Consider the following 22,973-nt stretch of genomic DNA (forward strand, 5'->3'; position numbering starts at 1 on the left):
GTGCTAGAGATAGTGATGAACGCCGTAGCGCTGTCTGGATTAAAAAATGCCTATGTCGAACTGATCTGCACTCGCGGTTGCTCCCCTACGTTTAGCCGTGACCCTAGAGAAGCTATTAATCGATTTATGGTCTTTGTTGTACCTTTTAGTTCTGTGGCAAATCCTGAGCAGTTGCAAAGAGGTTTGCATGTTGCAGTAGCTGAGCGTACTCGCATACCACCGTCTTCAGTTGATCCCTCTATTAAAAACTACCATTGGCTCGACTTAGTCGCAGGGCTTTATGACGCTTATGAGAAGCGCGCAGAAACTGCTTTATTGTTAGATGATAAGGGCGGCATTGCTGAGGGGCCGGGGTTTAACGTGTTTATCGTAAAAGATGGGCAGTTAGCTACCCCCGACTATTCGGTGTTGCCGGGGATAACCCGCAGAACCGTTATGGACCTTTGCCAGGAACTAGCACTGCCGTGTTCGGCTAGGGCGCTGAGCCCGCAAGAGCTAACAAACGCTGATGAGGTTTTTATTACCTCAACAGCGGGTGGTGTTATGCCTGTGACTAAGGTTAATCAAAACAATATTGGTGATGGCTTAGTGGGGCCTATCTGTAAGCGCATCCAACAAGCTTACTGGGACAAGCATACCGATAATGAGTGGAGTACGTTGGTGCTTTATCCCGATGATTAATCAGCCTTTTGGTCAGCGAATTTATCATCTGATTCGCGTAGGCGTCTTGCCATCTCTCTGGATAAATTAAGTAGCAGTATCCCAAAGTCGGTAGGGAGCGCCTCGTGAAGGCCATGGAATACGTTACATGAAACCTTCAAAATTATGCTATCTTCACCGGCAAAGCTATTACCTACGCGATCGTGAAGCCCTATCATAGCGACCGAACCTACTTCTTGGCCGAAAAGATAATCACGGATGTGTTTGGGCTTGTTATTGCGTATTTTGAAAAACTGGATTTTTCCTTTTAAAACTACAAAAAAACTATTGCCTGGTTCATCGTATGAAAACAGCGCTTCGCCTTTAATGAGTTCGAACACATCGCCATTATTTAATAGATAGTTGATGGCATCAGGGGTGAGTGCTCCTAGTGTGGATGCTCCTCTGAAATAATCAATCCCATACAGCTCTAGTAATTCGCTACCGATTACACTTTTCACTTTGTCATCCAAATCAGCTTCAACACTGAACATTGCGTGTGGTAACACACTTGCCAGAAGTCCTTTTCATAGGCGTTATTTTATAGGTTACTCTATAAGTACTTTGTCATAGCTTTTGTATCTTAAGTTCAAGACATTTCCTGTATGAGCTCCGAGAGTATCTTTATGCCAGACTCTATGGCTTCTGGCGAAATAGCAGAGAAACCAAGTTTAATGTAATTATGCGGTAAATCATCCCCGTAGTGATAGCTATCTCCCGAGATAATGAGCAAACCTTTTTCCGCTGCTATGCCTTTTAGCTCGGCAGTGTCTATATGCTCAGGCACGCAGCACCAAAAAGAGGACCCACCCGAGGGTAGCGTGTAACTGCCGGGCATATACTGATCCAAAGCCGCTGCCATAATTTCGCTACGTTGCTGAAAGCTGCGAGCCAATTTTCGTAGTAAGGCATCGTGATAGCCTTGTGCCAGAAACAATGCAACGGCACGTTGGTTGTTTAGAGGCGGGTGGCGCACCATTAACTGACGAAGGTTTCTGGCTTCTTGTATGAGTGCTTTGGGGCCAACCATAAATCCCATTCTTAGGCCGGGCGCTAGGGTTTTGGATAGGCTACCTATATAAAGAACACGGTCATGTTTATCGAGACTTTTGAGTGCAGGTATAGGGTTGGAGTCGTAATTCATCTCCATTTCGTAATCATCTTCAAAGATGATGAAGTCGTCATTGCGTGCGTTGTCCAGTAAAGCCTGACGTCTTTCTAGTGGCATCGTTACCGTTGTTGGGCATTGATAACTGGGGGTGATATAAATCGCATCACATTCTTTTAAGCGCTCATCAAGTACGAGTCCATCTTGGTCGACAGGTAAGCTAATCACATTAGCACCGAATACATCAGCGATATGTGCCGCACTCACATATCCAGGGTCTTCAATTCCAAAGTTAGATGTTTTATCCAGTAGAAGTTGCGCTAGTAAGTAAAGGGCCTGTTGTGAACCTACGGTGATAAGTATTTGATCGGCATTGGCTTGAATGCCTCGGCTAGGCAAAATCCGTTTTTGTATCTGCTCTATCAATAGTGGGTCGTCGCTATCATAACGGTCTGATGTCCAATCGCGAATCGCTTGCACACTTACTGCATCGCGCCAGCATTTGCGCCAGTTATCAATAGGAAAGAGCTTTGTATCGAGTTGTCCGTACACAAACGGGTAGGGATAAGATTGCCAAGAATGTGCCAAGCTTGGATTAGATTGGCATCCGGCTGTTACTTTTAATTTTTGCGTCCAGTCAACCGTGTCTTTATTTTCTTCAGGTGTCTTTGCCAGATTCTTTTTAAGGTGGTCTGGTAAAAAGCGATGATCGACGAAATACCCACTGCGTTCTACTGAGGTGAGATATCCATCGGCAGCAAGCTCGTCATAGACAAGGACAATAGTGTTGCGCGCTACATTAAGCGTTTTGGCTAAGCTTCGGCTAGAGGGTAACGGCTTATCTATCGGGAGGTAGCCCCCAAGAATAGCATTGACTAGCTGTTGACGAATCTGACTTTGCAATGTTGCTGCGTTATCGTCTCTTTTTAAGTGGAACAGCGTAGACATAGTGTTGGTCGCCTTTTTATTGTTATTGTTTTTAGAGCGCTTACTTTAGTTAGTGGCTGTTTAATCTTATAGAACAACCTTTCTTTTTAGCTCTTTATTTTAAGTAATACCTTTATTATCCGTCAATGTCATCTGATAAAACACATCTTTATTCCATTTTTGTATATTTGTGAGACTTTAAATATCAAAATAATTATTTTCTGTTGATTTATTATTTTATAAAAACGATACTTTTAGAATCGAATGCTGCGGTAAGTGTTGCTTTGTTCGTTTTTTACTGTGTTTGGCAAGGGTTTTCTAGCTATCAAAACGCCAGTATCGGGTTTGAAATGCCATTGCTAAACGAGCAAATAAAAATAAAAAGAGATGGTGTCAGTTATGTCTTTAGAGAATGCCTACGACTATATCGTGATTGGTGCGGGTTCTGCTGGGTGTGTTATGGCAAACCGCTTGTCTGAAAACCCAAACCACCGAGTGCTAATTTTGGAAGCGGGCAACAAGGATCGTAATCCTTGGATACATGTCCCCATCGGCTATTTTAAAATCATGCATAACCCAAAGACAGATTGGTGTTACATGACAGAGCCTGATCCTGGTATTAATAACCGTCAGTTACAATGGCCAAGAGGTAAGGTGTTAGGTGGGTCAAGCTCATTAAACGGCTTATTATATGTACGCGGCCAAAAGGAAGATTATGACGATTGGGCTGCGTTAGGTAATAGCGGTTGGTCTTATGATGAAATACTGCCATATTTTAAAAAATCTGAAAACCAAGAGCGCGGAGCGAGTAAGTATCATGGAGTGGGAGGTCCACTAGCGGTTTCCAATATCCGTATACACCGTGAGATTTGTGACAAATTTATTGATGCTGCCGAGCAAGTGGGTATCCCTCGCAACGATGACAGCAACGGTGAAACACAAGAAGGGGTGGGTTACTTTCAGCTAACTATTAATCAAAATGGTACGCGTTGTAGTACAGCCGTTGGCTTTTTGCGTCCTGCTTTAAAGCGACCAAATCTTGATGCTATCACTAATGCTTTAGTGCACCGTATAGAGTTTGAAGGTAATCGTGCTGTTGGTGTTACTGTTACTGTTAAAGGTGAAAAGCAAACCATTCGCTGTAATAAAGAAGTGGTGTTGTCGGCGGGTGCCATTAACTCACCTCAAATTTTGATGCTTTCAGGAATCGGTGAGAAAGAAGAGCTAGCCAAACATAATATCCCTGTGGTTCAGCACCTTCCTGGCGTTGGGAAAAATCTACAGGATCACCTTCAGATCAGAACCATCTACAAGGTAAATAAGCCAATTACCTTAAACGATGAAGTTAACAACCCTATTCGTAAAATGTTGATGGGGATGGAGTACGCATTGTTTCGTACTGGCCCCTTGACCATGGCGGCCAGCCAAGTCTGTATCTTCACTAAAACAGATGAGAAGATGAAGCGACCCGATATTCAGTACCATTTGCAGCCGCTCAGTGCTGATAAGCCCGCTGATGGTACACATCGATTCTCTGCATTTACAGCATCGGTGTGCCAGTTACGCCCAACGAGTACCGGGACGATCGAGCTTAAGAGCGCTAACCCTGAGCAGTATCCTGCAATTCATCCGAACTACCTGGCAACTGAAGAAGATCAAAAAACAGCCATTGAGGCTATTAAGGCTACGCGTAGGATTATATATGCGCCCGCTTTAGCTCCTTTGATTAAAGAAGAGCATGAGCCAGGGCAGCAGTATCAAACTGATGAAGAGCTGCTTGAGTATGCCCGTAATCGTGCAACAACCATTTATCACCCAACAGGTACCTGCAAGATGGGTAGTGATGAAATGGCCGTTGTTAATGATCGTTTACAGGTTTATGGCGTTGACGGTTTACGCGTGGTGGATGCTTCTATTATGCCCATTATCGTATCAGGTAATACCAACGCACCAACAATCATGATTGCAGAAAAAGCATCTGACATGATTAAAGAAGATGAGCAGAAATAGAGAGTAACAGGGAAGGGAGTAGCCATAAGTATTATGGCTACTCGCTTTCAGTTGGCTCTGCTTGGAAGTCTGCCATATCGTCTTCCATCAATGCTGACAGCTCAGCAGCAGCTTTATGCATATCAGGAACGCTCTCAAGGGCTTGTTCTATTGACAATCTTGCTGTCGGAGCATGCATGGCAAGAGCAGCATACATACGGCCTTCTTTATCACGAATGGGGACGGACACAGCAATCATGCCTTGAAAGAACTCTTCGTTATCAAGGCCGACACCTTGTTTACTTATTTTGCTTAGTTCCGGTTTTAGGGCTGCAGGGCTGGTCAGGGTGTTGGGAGTGTGGCTATCCAATGGGATTTTTGCAAGAAGCCGAGAGCGTTGAATGCTGCTGAGCTCGCTCAAGAATAGTTTGCCACTGGCAGTGCAGTGCAGAGGTACGCGATCATTAATTTGTAGCTGCACACGTAAAGGCCAATGGGTTTCAACGCGGTCGAAGTACACCATTTCTCCTCCATTTGGGATGGAAATGTTGCATGTCTCACCGAGAGTATCAGATAAACGCTGAAGGATGATGTGGCGTTGTGTGCGTAAAAAATCATTGTTGCTGAGGATAGCAATAGCAAGTTTATTAAGTTTGAGGCCCGGTAATAGCCCGCGACCGTCTAACCGAGGCTGTAGAAATCCTTCTTCTTCCAGTTGGCTGCATAGCCTGTGAATGCTGGGTTTAGGAAGTTTGAGGGTTCGATTGATTTCAGTCGGTGTCATGGGCTGAGTTGCATTGGCAACGATTTCGAGAATTTGTAGGGCACGCAGTATTGATGAACCTTTTTCCTTAGAAGGGGAGTCTGGCATCGATGTTGTCCTGTTTGAATACGAGTGGTGTAGAATGATAGTACGATTATAAAAGTCTCATTAATAGTTATTTATGTTGTAAATATATTTAATTCATCACTTTTATATTTGTTTCGTAGAAGAAGAATTAAGTAATTTGTTACTTAAATTAGCCAAAACGAGACTTAATTTATCAAAAAAGTTTGTAATAAGTATTTTTATGTGTTTTATTGAACAGACGATCAGTTATTGACTTGTGTCAAACAGATCAGCAAATCCCTAACTGTATAAAAATAAATAAGGGTGTTTAAAAATGGCCAAAATAATTACCTCCTCAAAACCGGAACAAGGAAGCGTTTCACGTCGCGACTTTTTTCGTGTTGCCGCCACCTATGGCATGAGTTCAACTATGCTTGCCGCGACTGCACTGGGGAGTTTTACTCTTCCGCAGTTGGCTCAAGCTGCTGAAGGCAATGCAAAACGCCGTTACAAAAAAGAAGCTAAGCATGTACTTAAGTTTGGTGCGTCAGGTTTCAACGAAAACAACCTGCTGATTGAACGAGCAGGTTGTATCGACTTCCTTAATGACATCGAAGAACGTACTGATGGCGAGATTCGTGTCGAATTTATTGGTGATAATCAGATCTGTGGACAGCTAAACTGTGTTAAGAAAACCCAGCAGGGTATTGTTGATATGTTTACTGCGTCTACACAGAACTCAGCGGGTGGCGCACCGTACTTAAACGTACTTGATTATGCGTATATGTTCCCTACGCGCGCTTCTCAGTATCACTTCTTGTATCACCCTGACAGTCAAAAGCTATTACGCGATCCACTACGTGAAAAGCATGGTTTGCAGTTCTTGTTCTCACATTGTGAGTTGCGTGGTTTGCAGATGGGGTTAGGCTGGAAAGATAAGCCTCTGATCACGTCTATTGAGCAGCTGCGCGGTACGAAAAACCGTGTGACAGGTACTCAGTTAGGACGTATTGCAATGCAGCTTCTGGAATTAAACCCAGTGCCTATTGCATGGTCTGAAACGCTTGATGGCTTGAAACAAGGCTTGATTGACGGTGCTGAAACATGGGCTGGCGCGGTAGGTTACGCCAATATGTCTCCTGTTGTATCTCAGTCTGTTGATCTGCGTTTCTTCTGTGGTACCGAAGCGACAATGATGAGTGCGAGTATGTTTGATAGCTTCAGTGGCGATCTTCAAGATGCCGTTATGGAGTCTTCATACTTAACGCAGGTTAAAATCCAAGCCGCTCAAGAAGCTGCATTGGTTAACACTGTTGGGGCTACATCTCCTTCTCTACCAGGTACATTGTTCCACAAGCATGGTGTTCGTATGGCAAACTTGTCTGACGAAGAGCGTGCTAAAGCAGAGCGCATTTGTGCTCCAGAGTTCAACCCTGAACCTTGGACTCAATGGCGTGAGCGTCTGGATAAATGGTCAGGTGGTCAGGACACTTATGGTTCTATCCATAAGATTGCTCGTGAAATTCCTCGCGATACCTTGGCAGAAAATGTTGCACCTCGCCGCTGGTGGAAAGGTTAAGTTAGCGCTTAATAAGCCCGTTCAGACTGTCTGTTGAACGGGCTTTTCCACTCCAAACACTCGTTAGCTTCTATTAAACAGGCTAATAAGAAAACCCGACACATTAAATAATAAGAATGGAGCGTTGCTGTGAACGCTGGTGTACATACTTCAAATAAAATTTTGGTTGATAATGTTCAGCCAAGAATAGACTGGGCAGCGTTCGTCCGCTCGGTTAGAGGGCTAACAAGATGACTATTGGATCTGTGTTTGGTGCGATTGAACGCAATATAGAGAAGAGCGTTATTCTAGTTTCTTATGCCTCGATGGCGGGCATTATTTTTGTCGAAGTGATTCGTCGTTTTTTCTTCAATGAGCAAGCTCCTTGGAGTACGACTATCCCCATTTACATGTTTCTATGGCTTGCTTGGATGGGTGCTTCTTACAACACTATGCGCCGCTCTCATTTGCGCTTTACAGAGGTGAGAGAGCGCTTGCCATATAAAGGGCAATTCTACTGTTTGCTACTGGATGCCCTTTGTTGGTTCGTAATGGGTGTAGTCGTTATTTATTACTCTGTTGAACAGGTTTATATCGCCTATGACAACTTTGCCATCGTGCAAGGGACCGACAATGTAATGCAGTGGTGGTTTTATATGGCTACGCCGCTGGCATGGATCTTGTTGTTATTTCGTGTGATACAAAATCTGAGACAAGACATTCGTTCCTTCACTGCTGGGCGTCCTTTGACCACCCAAGCCAAAATGTTTGACTGAGGAGAAATGAGATGGATGGAATATTAATTACCCTGATCAGCCTCGGTGTGACGGCGCTTTTTGTACTGGGGATACCTATTTTTCTAGTGATTTCATTATGGGTTATCGGCGTGAGTCTTGTGATTGATTTCACACTGGCTAATGTGGGCGTGACTCTTTATGAAGGACTTAATTTCTACGGCTTATTGGCGTTACCGCTGTTTATCCTGACCGGTGACCTGATTAATGCTGCCGGTATTGCTAAACGGCTATCTGATTTTGCTTACTCTTGCTTAAGCTGGCTTCATGGTGGTTTAGGGATGGCTTCTTTGGGTGCGTGTGGCTTGTTTGCTGCAATCTCTGGGTCTAACTCAGCCACAACGGCAACCATTGGCGGGATCATGCATCCTGAAATGACGAAGGGTAACTATGACTCTAAGTTTGCCGCTGCAACAGTTGCTGCTGGTGGTACGGTAGGGATTATTATCCCACCCAGTATCATATTCATTGTATACGGCTTCATGATGAACTTGCCTATCGGCGATTTATTTATGGCGGGTCTAATTCCCGGTATATTAATGGTTGTAGCCATGCAGCTTGTTTGCTATTTCATTGCGCGTAAAAATGGTTACGGTGTACTACAGCCATTTCGTTTTAAGCATGCACTTAAAATGGGTATGCGTGCTTGGTTAGGTTTTCTTGCCATTGGTATCGTTCTGTGGGGCATATATTCAGGGGCATTCTCACCTACTGAAGCGGCGGGGATGACAACGGGTTTCTGCTTGTTAGCAGGTGTGTTGGTGACGCGAGAACTCAAGTTCTCTCAGATACCGACTATCTTGATGCGTTCCGGGCAAATTACAGGAATGTTAGCTCCCCTTATTGCGGTGTCGGTTGTTATGCAACAGGTATTGTCATTATTAGGCGCTAAAGAGTTCTTAACCGAGTTGCTTGGATTGTTGGGAGGGTACTACCCCATTCTATTTGCTTGTCTGCTTATTGTGTTACTTGCCGGTACAGTATTAGAAAGCTTGCCGAATACGATCATACTGGCACCCATTTTAGCGCCAATAGCAATGAGTATCGGAGTGGATCCAATTCACTTCGCAGTACTGTTCCTTATTGGTGATGCCATTGGGTTTATTACACCGCCATACGGCTTGAACCTGTATGTCGCCAGTAGTATGACCGGAATACCTTATTTGCAGATAGTGAAAGCGGTGCTTCCTTACCTATATGCCTTAATGGCAACATGGGCGCTGGTTGCATTCATACCGCAGTTAAGTCTATTCATGCTTTCTTTCTAAAGCGTTGTGGTGTCGAAGATATTCGGCACCCATTTCTTAGGCGTATTGCTTAGCAGTGAGTGCTTGAGTTAGTTATTTTACTGATTAGAGATAGGTGAGATTATGCTGCCAGAAATTAACAATATTTTGTATGCATCTGATATGGGTAAGGCTTCACGGCCAGCATTTTTCAGAGCGGTAAGTGAAGCGCTTCAACATGATGCACAAATAACGTATTTGCATGTGATGGAGCCCATGAATAAGTCTACAGAAACAATGATAGAAAGTTATCTTTCTGAGGATGTTCTTGAGTCACTACGTGATAAGGGCGTTGATGCGCTTAAATCAAAAATGACAAAACGCATCGAGGATGTGATTCGTGAAGAACTTGTGGGTATCACTCTCCCGCAAGGAGAAGTACTACATAAAATTGAGCCAGGAAAACCTTCTAAAGTCATTCTGAAAGTTGCAAAAGAAATTAATGCAGACCTTATTGTGATGGGTACAAGAACTCATTCCTCCATCGGGAAGTTACTCATGGGTTCTACCGCACAAAAAGTGCTACAAGACTCTACTATTCCTGTACTCGTCGTTCCTTTGAAATAACATATATTATAAGATTATAAAAGGCCGGCTATTATATAGTCGGTTTTTTTGTATGCAGGGTTGTGCGAGTAATAAGAGTATTAATTCCATAAAGTGCGCGGCCTAATTAGTTCATATATATCAACTTCATTAGATAATTGTTACCCTTTGCTTAATAAAGTAATTGTTGTACTGACGGTTGAAATGCTTCTCGTGGCAGGCTCGTTGGTGAGGTAATATGTAATGCCAATTAAAATCCCCGATCTGTTACCGGCAGTCGATGTTTTGGGGGCTGAAAACATCTTTGTGATGACCGAGACTCGGGCATCACATCAGCATGTAAGACCTCTAAAAGTAATGATTCTTAACTTGATGCCTAAAAAGATTGAGACAGAGAACCAGCTCATCCGCTTATTGTCTAATACACCATTGCAAGTTGATGTTGAGTTGCTGCGAATCGACAATCATGAAAGCAAGAATACACCGCGTCAGCACTTGGATAGTTTCTATCGGGATTTTGAAGATGTACAAGATAAAAACTACGATGGGTTAATTATAACCGGTGCTCCTCTAGGTTTGGTTAACTTTGAAGACATACATTATTGGGATCAAATTCAAGAAGTTATAAAGTGGTCGCAACAGCATGTAACCTCTACATTATTTCTGTGTTGGGCTGCTCAAGCTGCACTTAAAGTGCTTTATGATTTACCAAAGCAAACACGTTCAGAAAAACTATCAGGTGTTTATCAGCACAAAATTCTTTCAGCACATGAACCACTAACGCGTGGCTTTGATGATCAATTTGTAGCGCCGCATTCACGTAATGCTGATTTTCCTGTTAACTTTATTGCTAATCATACAGACCTACATCTACTTGCTTCTTCAGATGAGGCTGGTGCTTATATGATGGCGAGTTCGTGCCGCCGTCAGGTATATGTTACAGGTCACCCTGAGTATGAGGCTGAAACGCTAGCGCAGGAGTATTGGCGAGATATAGATGCGGGAATAAACACGATAATTCCTGTTAATTATTTTCCGACTGATAACCCTGAAAACAAACCCGCTAATACATGGCGCAGTCATGGTAATCTTTTGTTCTCAAATTGGCTGAATTATTATGTTTACCAGTTGACGCCTTACGACTTGAGTGTTGAGCAGAAGTGAATTTAATATAATCAATTACCGGCCCACAATAGGCCGGTATTTTATGGCGAACAGAATAAGCGTGCGCTATCTGTTGTTCAGTCTAGCTCATTAATCTGACGACGGATTTCATCCATCTTGGTCGTCATTACTTTTTCCATATGATCTAAGTCAGAAAGGAATTTTTGCTTAGGATCAATAGGATCTACTTCTTTGCGACGAGCATCTAAGCTTTTTAGCTCTTCTAAAGCGATCAGCAGTTCGGGGCTTATTTTTGCCATCTCATCAAACGCGTGAGAATTACGCGCCTCAAGAGGGATGCCGCGACGTCCACGCATAAAAGTGAACTTCTTACTACGTGATAAGAAAGAGCCTTTAGGGCGTTTGTAATAGATCTTTAGTACATCAGTGTCGCCTTGATGGCGCAAGGTGTATTTATCTACATTATCGACAGATTTGATGCCCATTTTTTCTAATGTAGGGTAGTCAGACATGGTATTCAGGTTCTCATTCAATAGTACTTGTATTTCAAATACTAGGCTCAAAAAATAGGTTGTGTATGCTTTACCGCTCTAACGAGAGTATTAACAGTCGCTAAAGCAAAATCGCGTGATCGAAGCGGTGGAATCGATCTTGAGAAGCGTTAACAGGCAATCACCTATTATACGTCTTCCAATTATTTTTATTTTGAGCTGAAACAATATGCACTGTCTCAGAAATTGATAAAGCCCTGAAAACAGCATTAGAAAGTGCTTAAAATGGTGAATAAGCTTCTATGGCAGCTTTCAAAAGAATAATAGGGCTTATACCTTAGGACTAGTTAGAGCCAGAGAATGAACTATTCTGGTGCCAAGTTACTGTTCTGTCATCCTAGCATGCCATTTTCTGAGATCTTTAATAAAAAGCCGAGAAGATTGAACTAAGAAAACAAGATATCTGTTAAAGTAGATCGCTTTGCTGTGTGTTTGCAATGATGCCATTTATTACTAATTAAGAGTTTGCCTGTGACCAATAACGATATTTTACGTCGCCTTCGCTATACCTTCGATTTCAATGATTCAAAAATGATTTCCATTTTTCGTTTGGCTGACCATGAGGTCACACGTGCTCAAGTTGCTGATTGGTTGAAGAAAGAGGAAGATCCTGCTTACTTACGTTGTAGTGATCGTGAGTTTGCCATTTTTCTGAACGGGCTTATTAACGAAATGCGTGGGAAGAAAGAGGGAGCGGCCCCTGAACCCGAGCGCCGGCTAAATAACAATATTATTTTTCGGAAATTGAAAATAGCATTAAATATGACATCGGAAGATGTTCTAGATGTTATGGCTATAGAACAGTTTCGGTTAAGTAAGCATGAGCTGAGTGCCTTTTTCCGCAAACCAGACCACCAGAACTACAGAGAATGCCAGGATCAAGTTATACGTAATTTTCTGTCTGGGCTACAGCATAAATATCGAGATAACAAAACGGAAACACCAGAATCCCCAGACGCGTAATTTTTTGTGATGGTGTGTATTTTACTGGGCGCAGGCCATTTATAAATGGTGGATTTGTGACATATTTGTATCTAGTTATTGCAATAATATGTGAAGTCATTGGAACCAGCGCTATAAAAGCATCTGAAGGCTTCACAAAACCAATCCCGAGTTTAATTGTTATCATCGGTTATTGTGTTTCGTTTTACTTGTTATCTTTGGTGTTGAGGCAAATGCCCGTTGGTGTTGCTTATGCTATATGGGCAGGGGGCGGTGTTGTTCTAGTGGCGCTGTCGAGTGCGGTGATTTACAAACAAATTCCAGATACACCGGCAATGCTAGGAATGGGGTTAATCATAACCGGTGTTGTCGTTATAAATGTATTTTCTAAAACGGTCAGCCATTAAATGCAAAGCAGCCCTCTTAACGGCTAGTTGAGCCGTTTAAGTAGGACTGTTGATTTACCGTTAGCCGTTTATTAGAGGCTGTCCTGTCGTATTACTTAACTTCAGCCTTTTTCACACGAATGATATTCCCATCAACGGTGGTGCCATTTAGTGTTTTAATGGCTGCTTTAGCATCTCCCTGTTTTGGCATTTCGACAAAACCGAAACCTTTTGATTTTCCATTGTGCTCATCAATTACCAGCGAACAAGACTGTACAGTCCCATGAACCTGAAACAGTGCGAGAACGTCTGCTTCAGTGGTAGTGCGTGCAAGGTTACGTATTAATACTTTCATAGGAGGTGCCGTGTTTTATTGATAAATTTAAGGGGGTAAAGTAACGGGGCTAATACTAGCAGTAATTAACGACAATCCCAACGAAGTTGAATAGATGATACATAGTTTAGCTGGGTTGGCAGGTCATTGAGGGCTGGCTATGTTTGCTTTAAGGATCTGGATTTCTTCAGACGTGAGCTCTCGAAGTTGATTAAGGGCTAAGCCCTGTAATGATAGATTCATAATGGCTATGCGCTGCAAGTTAATGACTTTGTATCCTAATGAGCGAGACATGCGTCTAATCTGTCGGTTTAGCCCTTGTGTTAACGTTATTTCAAAATGATTCTTACTCAATAACTTGAGTTTGCAAGGCCGTGTTACAACAGTATCAAGCTCGATACCCATGCTCATTTTTTGTTGAAACTCAGTGCCAATATCGGGGAGTTGATAATGTGGCTCGACCGTAACGAGATAGGTTTTAGGGTGTGAGTAATCAGGTGACAATAATTGCTGACATAAAACCCCGTCGTTGGTTAGTAGCATTAAACCGTGGGAGTCTTTATCTATTCTTCCAACGGGGAATAACCGAGTGGGTAGTGTGACATGGTTAACAATACTATCAGGGTTGTTAGCAACACAATTACAGTCGATACCCACGGGTTTGTTGTAGATCATATAGGTGCACTGTTTGGGCAGCACGGCTCTCTTTCCGTCAGCAATTATTTCCTCATTACCTGTGACGGTTACCGGGTGCGATGCTACATTGCCATCGATGCTTACGAGACCCTCCGCAATCATTTTGATAGCAGCACGTCGTGAGCAAATGCCCGAGTGTACTAAGTGCTGAGCTAAGCGCATCAGCTACCCAGAATTTTCAGTGGTAATGCCAGCGCTTGGTTTTCTCCTTGCCCAATAATCCAGATAATTGCACTCAATCCGCCAAGCGTTAAAAAATACCAAGCGGCAGAAACAAGTTGTCCGTAGCGATCTAGTGGTAGAAGTTCACTGTAGTGGCGTCGTTTCCATTCAAAAATAATTTCCACACTGCCTATCGCGAGTAAGAAGCCTAGCAATGCCATTCCAAAATAGTAGCTGGCTAAAATGCCACCTACAGCTCCAAGCACGCATGCGACGAGACCTACAATAGAGTTCATGGAGAAAGCGATGCTTTTTAAAATATGCCCGCCGTCTAATGGTAGGACCGGTAGAAGGTTAAATAAATTAAGTAATGCATTGAATACGGCTAGGCCTGCGAACAGTTCTATCCCGGTAATCCAATAGACAAACAGGCATACACAAGACAGAATGAAACCAAAAAAAGGGCCCATAATTGAGATGTAAACATCTTGCCAGCGTGTATTAATTTTATCATCAGAGAGTGCTAAACCTCCTACGAATGGAATGAGGTAAATCCCTTTAGTCTTTAATCCAAAGTGCTTCATCGCGCGAATGTGACCATATTCATGAAAGACCAAACAAAGAATTAAAGCGATAGCAAATTGAATCGAAAATAGCCATGCATAGGCGGCTAAGCTACCTGCCGCAAAGAGCACTTTGATCACTTTTGCGCTTTTGAATAGTTTTAGTGCTAGCGAGCCTAAGCCAATGAGGCTTATTTTGTTAGGCGCTTTAGGGCGTTGTAGTATTTCTTGGCGCTCAATGTCTTTTTCATTGAGTGCTGATTGGCTTACTAGGTCATCATTCACGTGTAGTTGATATTCTAGAGAGAACGGCTGCCATTCAAGGGAGACACTTAGCTTGCAGTTGATTTCTGCTTGGTCTGCCTGTAAGGAAAAATGGTGGGTAGGCGTCGATGTAGGGTCTGCGCTTGCGTTGTGCTGAGAAACAAGCTGATTGTCCCAGTAGAGTGCTTGCCAACCCGCCATGGAGCCTTCAAGCCGTAATTCGCGACCTAAACAATCTATTCGTAATAATTGCAATGTAGTGTTCCATTATCCTAACAAAGAGCGCAAATTATCCCTGATTCATTTAATCTGGCAAGTGATACTCGATATTTAGTTTTGCTGCTAAATATTTTGACTGTGGACTACCTACTAATAACCTTAATGGAAATATAGAGAATGGCTACTAAAGCATTTATCTTGCAGCGAATTTATATATTTGCTGGAAGAGAGTTTGACCCTAATTCAGATGAACAAGTGGTAGAGGTTCTGCGTGATAAATTCAATCTTTCATTACCGCAGCGTCGTTCAATGGATGAGTCCTTGCTGGCTGTTGCAAGTGACAATGACGTTATTGGGTTAATTCTCGAGTATCGCGCATTTGGGAGAGTGAAAAAAAATTCTCCTTATATACACGATGTTTAGTCAGCAAGAGGCTGTAAATTAGAACCACAAATAAGCAGAAAATCCTGCCCAAGAAAGTATTAGCAGAAGCCAGGGCCATTTGTTCGTGTGTATTACGGGTTGTTCTGGTGTGTCATTTTTTGGCGAAAGGTCAGTAGAGGAAGACAGATCCACGGCTTTTGTTTTTTTCTTTTGACGGTCCAGTTCTCGTGCTTTTGCTTTTTGTTGTTTTTTATATTGGTCAATGCCTTTTTGAATACCTTGTGCAATCAGTTTACTTTGTTCTTTTGTTTGGCCGGGTTTTTGAGTGGCTCGCGTTATTTTTAGCGCTTCAGTTATCGTTTCATCTGATACTGCGCCTTTGGATTGTCGGCTCATGCTTACTACCTTAATGTGAGATGCGACAAGTATAACCTGTGTAGTGGTGAAAACATGACAGCGGATATATAAAGAGCGCTTGTTTCGTGCTTTTCTTGCCCGTATATTTTCACTTCAGTATTTTTTGTAGAGAACAATTATGTCTAAAGTTACAGTGACTTTTGAATATGAAAAAGAAACGAAAAATAGCGTGCGTTATCAAGAAGTGCCAGAAGAGGGTAAGGCTCCTATTATGGGGACTTTATACGTACAAAAATGGTATGCAGGCAGCACTAAGTCACTTGAGATTACTATCGAAAAGAAAGATTAAGTAGATAAGCAATTCATGTGTGTTTGAGGCCGCATGAAGAAACCTACCTATTACTCGTCGGGAAAATCGGTCAGTTTTATTGAGTGATCAGTAATAAAAAAGGAATGACATGTCAGTTTTAACAATTAGAAATGCAACCCCAGATGATGCAGGAGTGATTCTTCAGTTTGTTAGAGAATTAGCCGTTTATGAAAAAGCAGAGCATGAAGTACTGGCCACGGAGTCATCTATCCGTGAGTCGATTTTTTCAGAAGAGTCTGCAACTAAAGCCATTATCTGTGAAAGCGATGGCCAACCTATAGGGCTGGCAGTATATTTTTTAAATTATTCTACGTGGCTGGCTAAACACGGTTTGTATTTGGAGGATTTGTACGTGACGCCTATTGCTCGTGGTACAGGTGCTGGGAAAGCTTTGTTAAAACATCTGGCCCAAATAGCGGTACAAAAAAAATGTGGTCGGTTTGAGTGGAGTGTTCTCGACTGGAATATGCCTGCTATTCAATTCTACGAGTCTTTAGGTGCTGAGCCACAAATCGAATGGGTTGGCTATCGCTTAACGGGGCAGGCGCTACTCAATTTGGCTGACTCATAAAATGAAGCGGCAAAGATGTGTTATCCAAATAATGTAAAGAGTATTATTCGACGTATATTAGATAGAGTGAATCGAGTGGTTGATCCACTTAACTAGCTTTAAAAAAACTAGGAGGTTGCTATGTCAGAATTTAATGGAGTAAAAGGCAGCTGCTTATGTGGTGGTGTGCATGTGCAGGTAGAAAAAGTAGCTGGCAAGGTTGGTGCTTGCCACTGTGGTATGTGCCGAAAGTGGGGTGGTGGTCCTTTGCTAGCGGTTGATTGTGGCACTGAGGTGAGCTTTACAGGGAAAGAGAACATTTCTACTTTTAGTTCTTCCGAGTGGGCTACAAGAGGATTTTGTAAGCAGTGTGGTACTCATCTGTTTTACCGCCTTAATACGAGCAACCAATATATAATGCCGGTAGGGCTGCTAGAGAATATTGATGAGTTGCTGTTTGACCATCAAATCTTTATTGATAAGAAGCCATCTTATTATAGTTTTTCTAATAAAACGGCTGATATGACAGAAGCAGAAGTCTTTGCTATGTATGGTGCTTAAACAAGGGAGTAGGTTAACTTATTCTAGCTTAGCGATATTCGCCACTGCTGATTAGCGGTGGCGACGTTCCAGCATCTTGATGATGTCCTTAAACACCGAGTTCTCTAAGACTTCTGGTAGGTCTAGCTCTAGACTATTACGATAATAGGTACTGAGGTCTAGCCCAAAGCCTAGCGCATACAGCTCCATATCACCACGTGCTTCAAGCATGGTAGCCACTTGGCGTAAGTGGTTATCCATAAAGTCCGGCACGTTATTTTGTGCGGTTGCTGACTCCATTGGAGAGCCATCCGATAGCACAATGAGAATACGACGCTCTTCTGGGCGTGCAGCCATTCTTTCGGCGGCCCATAGTAGGGCTTCACCATCAATACCTTCTTTAAAGATATCCGGCTTCATCATGGCCGCTATATTTTGTCGCGCTCGTTTAAACGGCGTATCGGCATCTTTATAGATAATGTGTTCGGTTTCAGCCAAGCGGCCAGGGTTTGCTTCTTTGTTGGCTGATGAGCGCCAGCGCTTAAAGGTTTTTCCGCCTTGAATACTACGGGTGGTAAAACCGAGGATTTCAGTACTGGCCCCGGCTAGTTCAAGCGCTTTAGCCATAATCTCTATCAGCATAGCAATGGAGCCGATGTGCTGCTTCATGGAGCCTGAGTTATCCAGCAAGAAAGTAACCAAACAATTACTATGCGGCTGATAACGTTCTTTACGGAATAGCTGACGGTATTCAGGAGAAGTGACCAGGCGCGTTAAGCGTCGAGCATCTAAATAACCCTCTTCTTCACCGAAGTTCCAGCCATCTAATTCAGGTGCAGATAAGATCATCTGTAATTGACGTGCTAAGCGTGGGACGTTAACCCCTTGGCCGCGAATGCGCTCATCAAGCTGGGCACGCATTTTTGTTCTGATAAAGGATGCGACGAGTTTTTCAGCATGGATAACCCGGTCATTATCGCGAGACCATACTTTGTACTGATTTAGTTGAGCAAGTAGTTCGCGGTACTGCGAATGTGTCGTGCGGCCATTACTGGTAGGCATTTCGCCTTCAGATTCGCTTTCTGACTCAAGCAATAAGCCGAAATTGTTGTTGATTGCTTCCTCTTCATCTTCGCTGTCTTTTTTGTTCTCATCTAAAAAACCGACTAACTCATCAACCACCTGAGCTACCCCTAAGGCATTTTCAGCGAATACTTTTTGGTCATGGACATTGCGGCGCATCCCCACCAAAAAAGTGCCGACATGGGGCGCAAGCATCATGCGATGTGGTTCGATAAGATCTTCTGTTACTTCGATAACAGGTTTGCCGGAGAGGCGTGTCCAGACCATCTGGGCAACCGTGTAGATCATTAAGCCGACATTGTTTTCAGTCATATTGGCCGCGTGTAACTGCAGGCACCATGATTCAAAACGATGTTCTATATTACGCTTGGCGCCAGGATGAGCTGAATCAACCAGTGCTTCTACACGCAGCTGCTCGAGTAGTTCAAAGATCATTTGGCCTACGTCACTTTCGGGCATTAGGCTGCGATGAAGATCAATATCACAATGCTTTAAGCGTAGAGCGATACCGTCTGCGGCACCGCGAAAAGATCGAAAGTCGTCTTTTTCTAAACTCGTACGCAGATGTGACGCACGAATGCCTGAAGGGCGACCGTTTAGTTCTGGACGATGGCCTCTAAATTTAAAACCACTTACGCCAGAGTAACCACGTACGCTGACACCACACAGCTCTTCAACCATCTGTTGAAGTTTTTCATGGCGTGGTTGTTGCGCAGTCTGTTTTGCTTCGTAACCGCTATTAGTGTTGCTCACTGGTCATTACTCCAGACGCCTTATGAGCCCAAGATTCAGTTAACTCTTGGTCGAAACAGCGTTGGAAAAATTCGGCGATCATCGGCCGTTCAGCTTCATCGCACTTATTTAAGAATGATAGACGGAAGGCGATTGCTGGATCACGGAAGATCTCGATATTTTCTGCCCACGAAATAACCGTGCGTGGAGACATTAGCGTAGAAATATCACCGGCAGCGAAGCTATTACGTGTCATATCTGCAACAGCAATCATCGATTTTACGAGGGTAAGGCCTGCTTCATTATTAAAGTTAGGTACACGAGCTTGGATGATTTTAACTTCGTCATCAGTCGGCAAATAGTTCAGCGTAGTAACGATGTTCCAGCGGTCCATCTGTGCTTGGTTAATCATCTGAGTACCGTGATACAAGCCCGTGCTATTACCTAAACCAATCGTGTTAGAGGTAGCAAATAAACGAAACTGCTTATGCGGGTGAATCACTTCGTTCTGGTCAAGTAGCGTGAACTTGCCGTCGCGTTCTAGTATGCGCTGAATAACAAACATAACGTCAGGGCGACCAGCGTCGAACTCATCAAAAATCAGTGCTGTAGGGCGGCGTAAAGCCCACGGAACTATGCCTTCTTGGAATTCGGTTACTTGCTTACCATCACGTAAAATGATGGTGTCTTTACCCACTAAATCAAGACGGCTGATGTGTCCATCAAGGTTGATGCGCACGCATGGCCAGTTAAGACGTGCAGCGACTTGCTCGATATGCGTTGATTTACCTGTACCGTGTAAGCCCTGAACCATGACTCGGCGGTCGCGGCTAAATCCTGCCAAAATAGCTAAAGTAACCTCAGGGTTGAATTGATACGCGGTATCTACTTCTGGTACATGATCATCCCGCTCGCTAAAAGCAGGAACTCTAAGGTCGGTATCTATGCCAAAAACCTCACGAACAGAGACCGTCGTATCTGGCTGGTCAATTTTAATATCAGACATAGTTATACCCATAATTTATAGATTGTATTAAGAAATGTTCTGCATACGTGTTTGCCCCAGTCTAGGTGAATGGGGCGGGTAGAGAGTGGGCCAGATGCTATCTTTCAGTATGGCCAGTTAAAGTGCGGTTATCATTAACGTTAAACCAATAATAATCAAAAGAAAAAATGCAAAGCGGCGCATATTGGTGGTGCTTAGTGGTGGTGGGTAGCGTTTCCCAATCCACGTAAAAAACATCACGATAGGAATGCAAAATAGTGAAAAGGTTAACATGTCGATGGTTAAACCACCCTGGAAGCCAACCATAATAGTACGTGCTGATGAGCAAATAAGAAATATGCACACGAGGCAGAGTCGAATAGTTTTTAGTTCAAAAGGTTGGCGGTAAAACAGATAGACGAGGGGAGGTCCGGCCATGCTAAACATGCCTGCTAAAAAGCCAGCAGCTGCTCCTGAAGCTACAAAAACAGGATTAGGAGAAGGCTGTTTAACAGGTTCCGGGCGAAGCATGATTAACATACCGCCTGTAAAAATGGTAATGCCCAATAATAACTGTAATAAGTTGCTGAAAGATTCACTGAGGTAATCTAGGAGGATTAAGCCTGCGAGCAGAGCGGGAAAAATGCCAGCGCAGGTGAGTATGACTCGCTTGAGATCCAGCGCATGGAAATTGCCTTTAATGGCAACGAGGCCGTTAATCAAAGTAACAGCACTAATGACAACAGAAGTGAAAGCAATAGGGACTAGATTAAATGCTGTCACAACGCCCATCACTATCATCCCTAAAGCAAATCCTGTAATAGTTTGTACATAGGTTGCAAAAGCAATGATCGCAATGAAGGGGATAAGTGTTTCTAGGCCCATGATGTGTAGATGCTACTCTTCTAGTGTGGCTGTTTTACATTCTTTAAAAATACGACTGCTGCAATTATGGCAGATGTCACGATCAAGCTGGTCGTATATTTTTTTAATGGCTTCACCTTTAGATTTAAAAAATACTTGCTCTCCCAAGCTTTCAAGATATTCATCGCGTCTTAGGTACTCATCAACCTGTGTCTTAAGGTTGCTCAGGTATAACGCTTGACCAATGCTACGCCTTCGCTTGGCTTCTTGCATCAGCATTTCCGCTCCAGCGATATCGATATGGTTCATGCCGTTGCCGATAATGAGCACGTTAGGTGAGCTTATATTTTCCAAGTAGTCTTTTACGTAGTTAACGGAGCCGAAAAATAAAGAGCCTTCAATACGAATGACTTTGAGTTGCGGGCATCGAGGCTGGCTAGTGGCAAGGGCAGTGATGAAAAATGGTGTGGCGCTGTGTTGGTCGGGCAGCACCTCTACAATGTTTGGCTGAGACGTTCGCTTTAGATAAAACACTAATGACAAAATAACACCCAGGTAAATGGCAAATTCGAGCGCCATCACAAGTGTTGCAGCAAAGGTGACAATTAATACAGCGAATTCAGATTTACCGGCTCTGAAAATTAGTTTGATGTGATGAAAATCAATAAGGTTGTAAGCAACAACGAGTAATAAACCCGCCATACTTGGGATAGGAATAAAGCGCGTCATTTCTGAAAACAGTAGAACAATAGCGGCCAGTGAAATAGCTGCAATAATGGCAGCTAATGGGGTTTTTGCGCCGGAAGTGAAGTTGACTCCGGTGCGGGTAAACGAGCCTGAGGATGCGTAAGACGAAAATACAGACCCAACAATATTAGAAAGTGCTTGTCCGTAGAATTCTTGATTACCGTTAATAGACTGGTGTGAACGCGTTGCGACAGAGCGGGCGATTGAAACAGCTTCTACTAAGCCTAATAGGCCGATAGCAATAGCCCCAGGTGCTAGATCGTAAAAGACGTTGGAATCAAGACTTGGCAGCATAAAGGGAGGGAGACTGCCGGGGATTTCACCCACCAGTGCAATGCTATGTTCATCGGCTCCAAGCCACCAAGCAAAGGCGCTACTGGCGATCATGGCGATGAGCATGTTGGGCCAGCGAGGAAGTAAACGTTTAAAAAATAAGCATGTAGCAACAGTAACTGCAGCAACCGAAAGAGCATAAAAATTAGTATCACTAGCGGCAGAGAATACGCCTTGCCATGTGGAGAGGAAAGACCCATTGCTCTCTATAGATATGCCTAGAATATTCTTAACCTGACTGGAGGCGATAACGATAGCCGCTCCGGTTGTGAAGCCGACAACAACAGAGTGCGAAACAAAGTTAACCAAGGTGCCGAAGCGGAAAAAAGCAAGCAATAGCTGAAACAGCCCCGCCATGAGCGTGAGTGCTAAAACAAGGTTAATGAATTCGGGTGAACCAGGCGTAGCTAGGGGGCTTACTGTGGTGAACACAACAATTGATAGTGCGGCCGTTGGGCCAGAAATAAGATGCCATGAAGAGCCAAAGAGGGCAGCAATTATTGCAGGGATAATCGCAGCGTATAAGCCATATTCAGGTGGCATGCCTGCAATAAGAGCATAGGCAACGCCTTGGGGGAGTACGATGACTGCATTAGTGATACCAGCAAATAGGTCATCACGTGCTTTGTCCATCGTAATAAAACGAGACCATACCAAAAAAGGAAACAAGCGAGTCCAGTTAAATTTGGGCTTGTTTGGTTGGTTCTGCATAAGGCTGATCCTAGTGATTGATTTTTTTAACTTTTTTATTATCAATATCAAGTTATATGCTCTTAGTGTCAGAGCATAGATCCAGATTTTATGACTTTTTAAGACCACGCGATAGGTGTTAGGGGGCGGTTGTGTCGTGTTTAGAACAGCAGTCGCAGTGGTCCAACGAGGTGTTTCATACATTTTTTGCTTAGGCTGGCCCCATCGCTGCCTTCTTACTGGTCATTGTCGAATGGTTATCTAGTTTCTAGCATAACTGGCAGAGTCGGGTTCGTTTATCTATCTTCCTAGAAAGTGAGGGCGGGCCCAGTAACTTTATGACAGATCCGAATTTGTGGG

25 protein-coding genes are annotated in these 22,973 nt (G+C 43.4%); 13 read left to right on the forward strand and 12 right to left on the reverse strand.

The annotated features are described in order from the left end of the window. A partial coding sequence (locus QZZ55_RS06210) for an aminotransferase class IV (protein ID WP_293266425.1) occupies positions 1–681 on the forward strand: 681 nt, incomplete at its 5' end. On the opposite strand, the gene QZZ55_RS06215 is transcribed toward QZZ55_RS06210, so the two are convergent. Both QZZ55_RS06215 and QZZ55_RS06220 read right to left on the reverse strand, forming a co-directional pair. Then, positions 678–1,208, reverse strand: a complete 531-nt coding sequence (locus QZZ55_RS06215; RefSeq protein ID WP_293266427.1) for a cyclic nucleotide-binding domain-containing protein — start codon at positions 1,206–1,208, stop codon at positions 678–680. The two genes, QZZ55_RS06210 and QZZ55_RS06215, sit on opposite strands and share 4 nt — an antisense overlap. An 80-nt stretch (positions 1,209–1,288) precedes the next feature. Next, positions 1,289–2,755, reverse strand: a complete 1,467-nt coding sequence (locus QZZ55_RS06220; protein ID WP_293266429.1) for a PLP-dependent aminotransferase family protein — start codon at positions 2,753–2,755, stop codon at positions 1,289–1,291. A 378-nt stretch (positions 2,756–3,133) separates the two neighbouring features. Here QZZ55_RS06220 and QZZ55_RS06225 point away from each other — a divergent pair, with 378 nt between their 5' ends. Then, a complete protein-coding gene (locus QZZ55_RS06225) occupies positions 3,134–4,744 on the forward strand; it encodes a choline dehydrogenase (protein ID WP_293266431.1) in 1,611 nt (536 codons plus the stop codon). Between the two features lie 37 nt (positions 4,745–4,781). Here the strand turns inward: QZZ55_RS06225 and QZZ55_RS06230 are convergent, their stop codons facing one another. Then, positions 4,782–5,594 carry an IclR family transcriptional regulator gene (locus QZZ55_RS06230; protein WP_293266433.1) on the reverse strand — a complete coding sequence of 271 codons (813 nt, stop codon included), beginning with the start codon at positions 5,592–5,594 and terminating at the stop codon, positions 4,782–4,784. 292 nt (positions 5,595–5,886) lie between these two features. Between QZZ55_RS06230 and dctP the strand changes: the two genes are divergently transcribed. From dctP to metA, 5 genes are all read left to right on the forward strand, one after another. Then, positions 5,887–7,131 (forward strand): TRAP transporter substrate-binding protein DctP, encoded by a 1,245-nt coding sequence (gene dctP / locus QZZ55_RS06235; protein ID WP_293266435.1) that lies wholly within the window; start codon positions 5,887–5,889, stop codon positions 7,129–7,131. 230 nt (positions 7,132–7,361) lie between these two features. After that, positions 7,362–7,886: a TRAP transporter small permease gene (locus QZZ55_RS06240; protein WP_293266437.1), complete on the forward strand. Its 525-nt coding sequence runs from the start codon at positions 7,362–7,364 to the stop codon at positions 7,884–7,886. An 11-nt stretch (positions 7,887–7,897) separates the two neighbouring features. Further along, a complete protein-coding gene (locus QZZ55_RS06245) occupies positions 7,898–9,172 on the forward strand; it encodes a TRAP transporter large permease (RefSeq protein ID WP_293266439.1) in 1,275 nt (424 codons plus the stop codon). Between the two features lie 102 nt (positions 9,173–9,274). Continuing rightward, positions 9,275–9,757 (forward strand): universal stress protein, encoded by a 483-nt coding sequence (locus tag QZZ55_RS06250; protein ID WP_293266441.1) that lies wholly within the window; start codon positions 9,275–9,277, stop codon positions 9,755–9,757. 222 nt (positions 9,758–9,979) lie between these two features. Continuing rightward, positions 9,980–10,900 (forward strand): homoserine O-succinyltransferase, encoded by a 921-nt coding sequence (gene metA / locus QZZ55_RS06255; RefSeq protein ID WP_293266443.1) that lies wholly within the window; start codon positions 9,980–9,982, stop codon positions 10,898–10,900. 77 nt (positions 10,901–10,977) lie between these two features. Here metA and QZZ55_RS06260 read toward each other — a convergent pair whose 3' ends face one another. After that, on the reverse strand, positions 10,978–11,373 hold the full coding sequence (locus QZZ55_RS06260; protein WP_293266445.1) for a DUF3461 family protein: 396 nt from the start codon (positions 11,371–11,373) through the stop codon (positions 10,978–10,980). 510 nt (positions 11,374–11,883) lie between these two features. Between QZZ55_RS06260 and QZZ55_RS06265 the strand changes: the two genes are divergently transcribed. Together QZZ55_RS06265 and QZZ55_RS06270 are read left to right on the forward strand one after the other, a co-directional pair. Next, entirely contained in the window at positions 11,884–12,375 is a 492-nt protein-coding gene (locus QZZ55_RS06265; RefSeq protein ID WP_293266447.1) for a DUF1456 family protein, read from the forward strand. Positions 12,376–12,431: 56 nt separating this feature from the next. Then, positions 12,432–12,761, forward strand: coding sequence for a multidrug efflux SMR transporter (locus QZZ55_RS06270; RefSeq protein WP_293266449.1), 330 nt, complete (start codon positions 12,432–12,434; stop codon positions 12,759–12,761). 91 nt (positions 12,762–12,852) lie between these two features. Here QZZ55_RS06270 and QZZ55_RS06275 read toward each other — a convergent pair whose 3' ends face one another. The 3 genes from QZZ55_RS06275 to QZZ55_RS06285 form a co-directional block, all read right to left on the reverse strand. Beyond that, entirely contained in the window at positions 12,853–13,095 is a 243-nt protein-coding gene (locus tag QZZ55_RS06275) for an RNA-binding protein (RefSeq protein WP_293266451.1), read from the reverse strand. A gap of 123 nt (positions 13,096–13,218) precedes the next feature. Continuing rightward, positions 13,219–13,932 carry a pseudouridine synthase gene (locus QZZ55_RS06280; RefSeq protein WP_293266453.1) on the reverse strand — a complete coding sequence of 238 codons (714 nt, stop codon included), beginning with the start codon at positions 13,930–13,932 and terminating at the stop codon, positions 13,219–13,221. Next, positions 13,932–15,014, reverse strand: a complete 1,083-nt coding sequence (locus QZZ55_RS06285; protein WP_293266455.1) for a site-2 protease family protein — start codon at positions 15,012–15,014, stop codon at positions 13,932–13,934. Before QZZ55_RS06285 ends, QZZ55_RS06280 begins: the two co-directional genes overlap by 1 nt. A 141-nt stretch (positions 15,015–15,155) precedes the next feature. Between QZZ55_RS06285 and QZZ55_RS06290 the strand changes: the two genes are divergently transcribed. After that, positions 15,156–15,401 carry a hypothetical protein gene (locus QZZ55_RS06290; RefSeq protein ID WP_293266457.1) on the forward strand — a complete coding sequence of 82 codons (246 nt, stop codon included), beginning with the start codon at positions 15,156–15,158 and terminating at the stop codon, positions 15,399–15,401. A gap of 18 nt (positions 15,402–15,419) precedes the next feature. On the opposite strand, the gene QZZ55_RS06295 is transcribed toward QZZ55_RS06290, so the two are convergent. Further along, entirely contained in the window at positions 15,420–15,758 is a 339-nt protein-coding gene (locus tag QZZ55_RS06295) for a DUF2956 domain-containing protein (RefSeq protein WP_293266459.1), read from the reverse strand. A 139-nt stretch (positions 15,759–15,897) separates the two neighbouring features. Here QZZ55_RS06295 and QZZ55_RS06300 point away from each other — a divergent pair, with 139 nt between their 5' ends. The 3 genes from QZZ55_RS06300 to QZZ55_RS06310 all read left to right on the forward strand — a co-directional run bounded on the left by QZZ55_RS06300 (position 15,898) and on the right by QZZ55_RS06310 (position 17,200). Continuing rightward, the gene (locus QZZ55_RS06300; protein WP_293266461.1) at positions 15,898–16,068 is read left to right on the forward strand and encodes a hypothetical protein; all 171 of its coding nucleotides are present in this window, start codon (positions 15,898–15,900) and stop codon (positions 16,066–16,068) included. Positions 16,069–16,177: 109 nt separating this feature from the next. After that, positions 16,178–16,660 (forward strand): GNAT family N-acetyltransferase, encoded by a 483-nt coding sequence (locus QZZ55_RS06305; protein ID WP_293266463.1) that lies wholly within the window; start codon positions 16,178–16,180, stop codon positions 16,658–16,660. A 120-nt stretch (positions 16,661–16,780) separates the two neighbouring features. Next, a complete protein-coding gene (locus QZZ55_RS06310) occupies positions 16,781–17,200 on the forward strand; it encodes a GFA family protein (protein WP_293266465.1) in 420 nt (139 codons plus the stop codon). A gap of 51 nt (positions 17,201–17,251) precedes the next feature. Here the strand turns inward: QZZ55_RS06310 and QZZ55_RS06315 are convergent, their stop codons facing one another. From QZZ55_RS06315 to QZZ55_RS06330, 4 genes are all read right to left on the reverse strand, one after another. Continuing rightward, positions 17,252–19,015 carry a cobalamin biosynthesis protein CobT gene (locus QZZ55_RS06315; protein WP_293266467.1) on the reverse strand — a complete coding sequence of 588 codons (1,764 nt, stop codon included), beginning with the start codon at positions 19,013–19,015 and terminating at the stop codon, positions 17,252–17,254. Continuing rightward, positions 19,002–20,000 carry an AAA family ATPase gene (locus tag QZZ55_RS06320; RefSeq protein WP_293266469.1) on the reverse strand — a complete coding sequence of 333 codons (999 nt, stop codon included), beginning with the start codon at positions 19,998–20,000 and terminating at the stop codon, positions 19,002–19,004. The genes QZZ55_RS06315 and QZZ55_RS06320 overlap by 14 nt, the downstream gene beginning before the upstream one ends. 117 nt (positions 20,001–20,117) lie before the next feature. Then, on the reverse strand, positions 20,118–20,864 hold the full coding sequence (locus QZZ55_RS06325; protein ID WP_293266471.1) for a sulfite exporter TauE/SafE family protein: 747 nt from the start codon (positions 20,862–20,864) through the stop codon (positions 20,118–20,120). 12 nt (positions 20,865–20,876) lie between these two features. After that, complete coding sequence (locus QZZ55_RS06330) at positions 20,877–22,634, reverse strand: SulP family inorganic anion transporter (protein WP_293266473.1); 1,758 nt, start codon at positions 22,632–22,634, stop codon at positions 20,877–20,879. Positions 22,635–22,973: the final 339 nt, after the last annotated feature.

This window comes from Neptunomonas sp., assembly GCF_016744175.1.
Taxonomy (GTDB): Bacteria; Pseudomonadota; Gammaproteobacteria; order Pseudomonadales; family Balneatricaceae; genus Neptunomonas.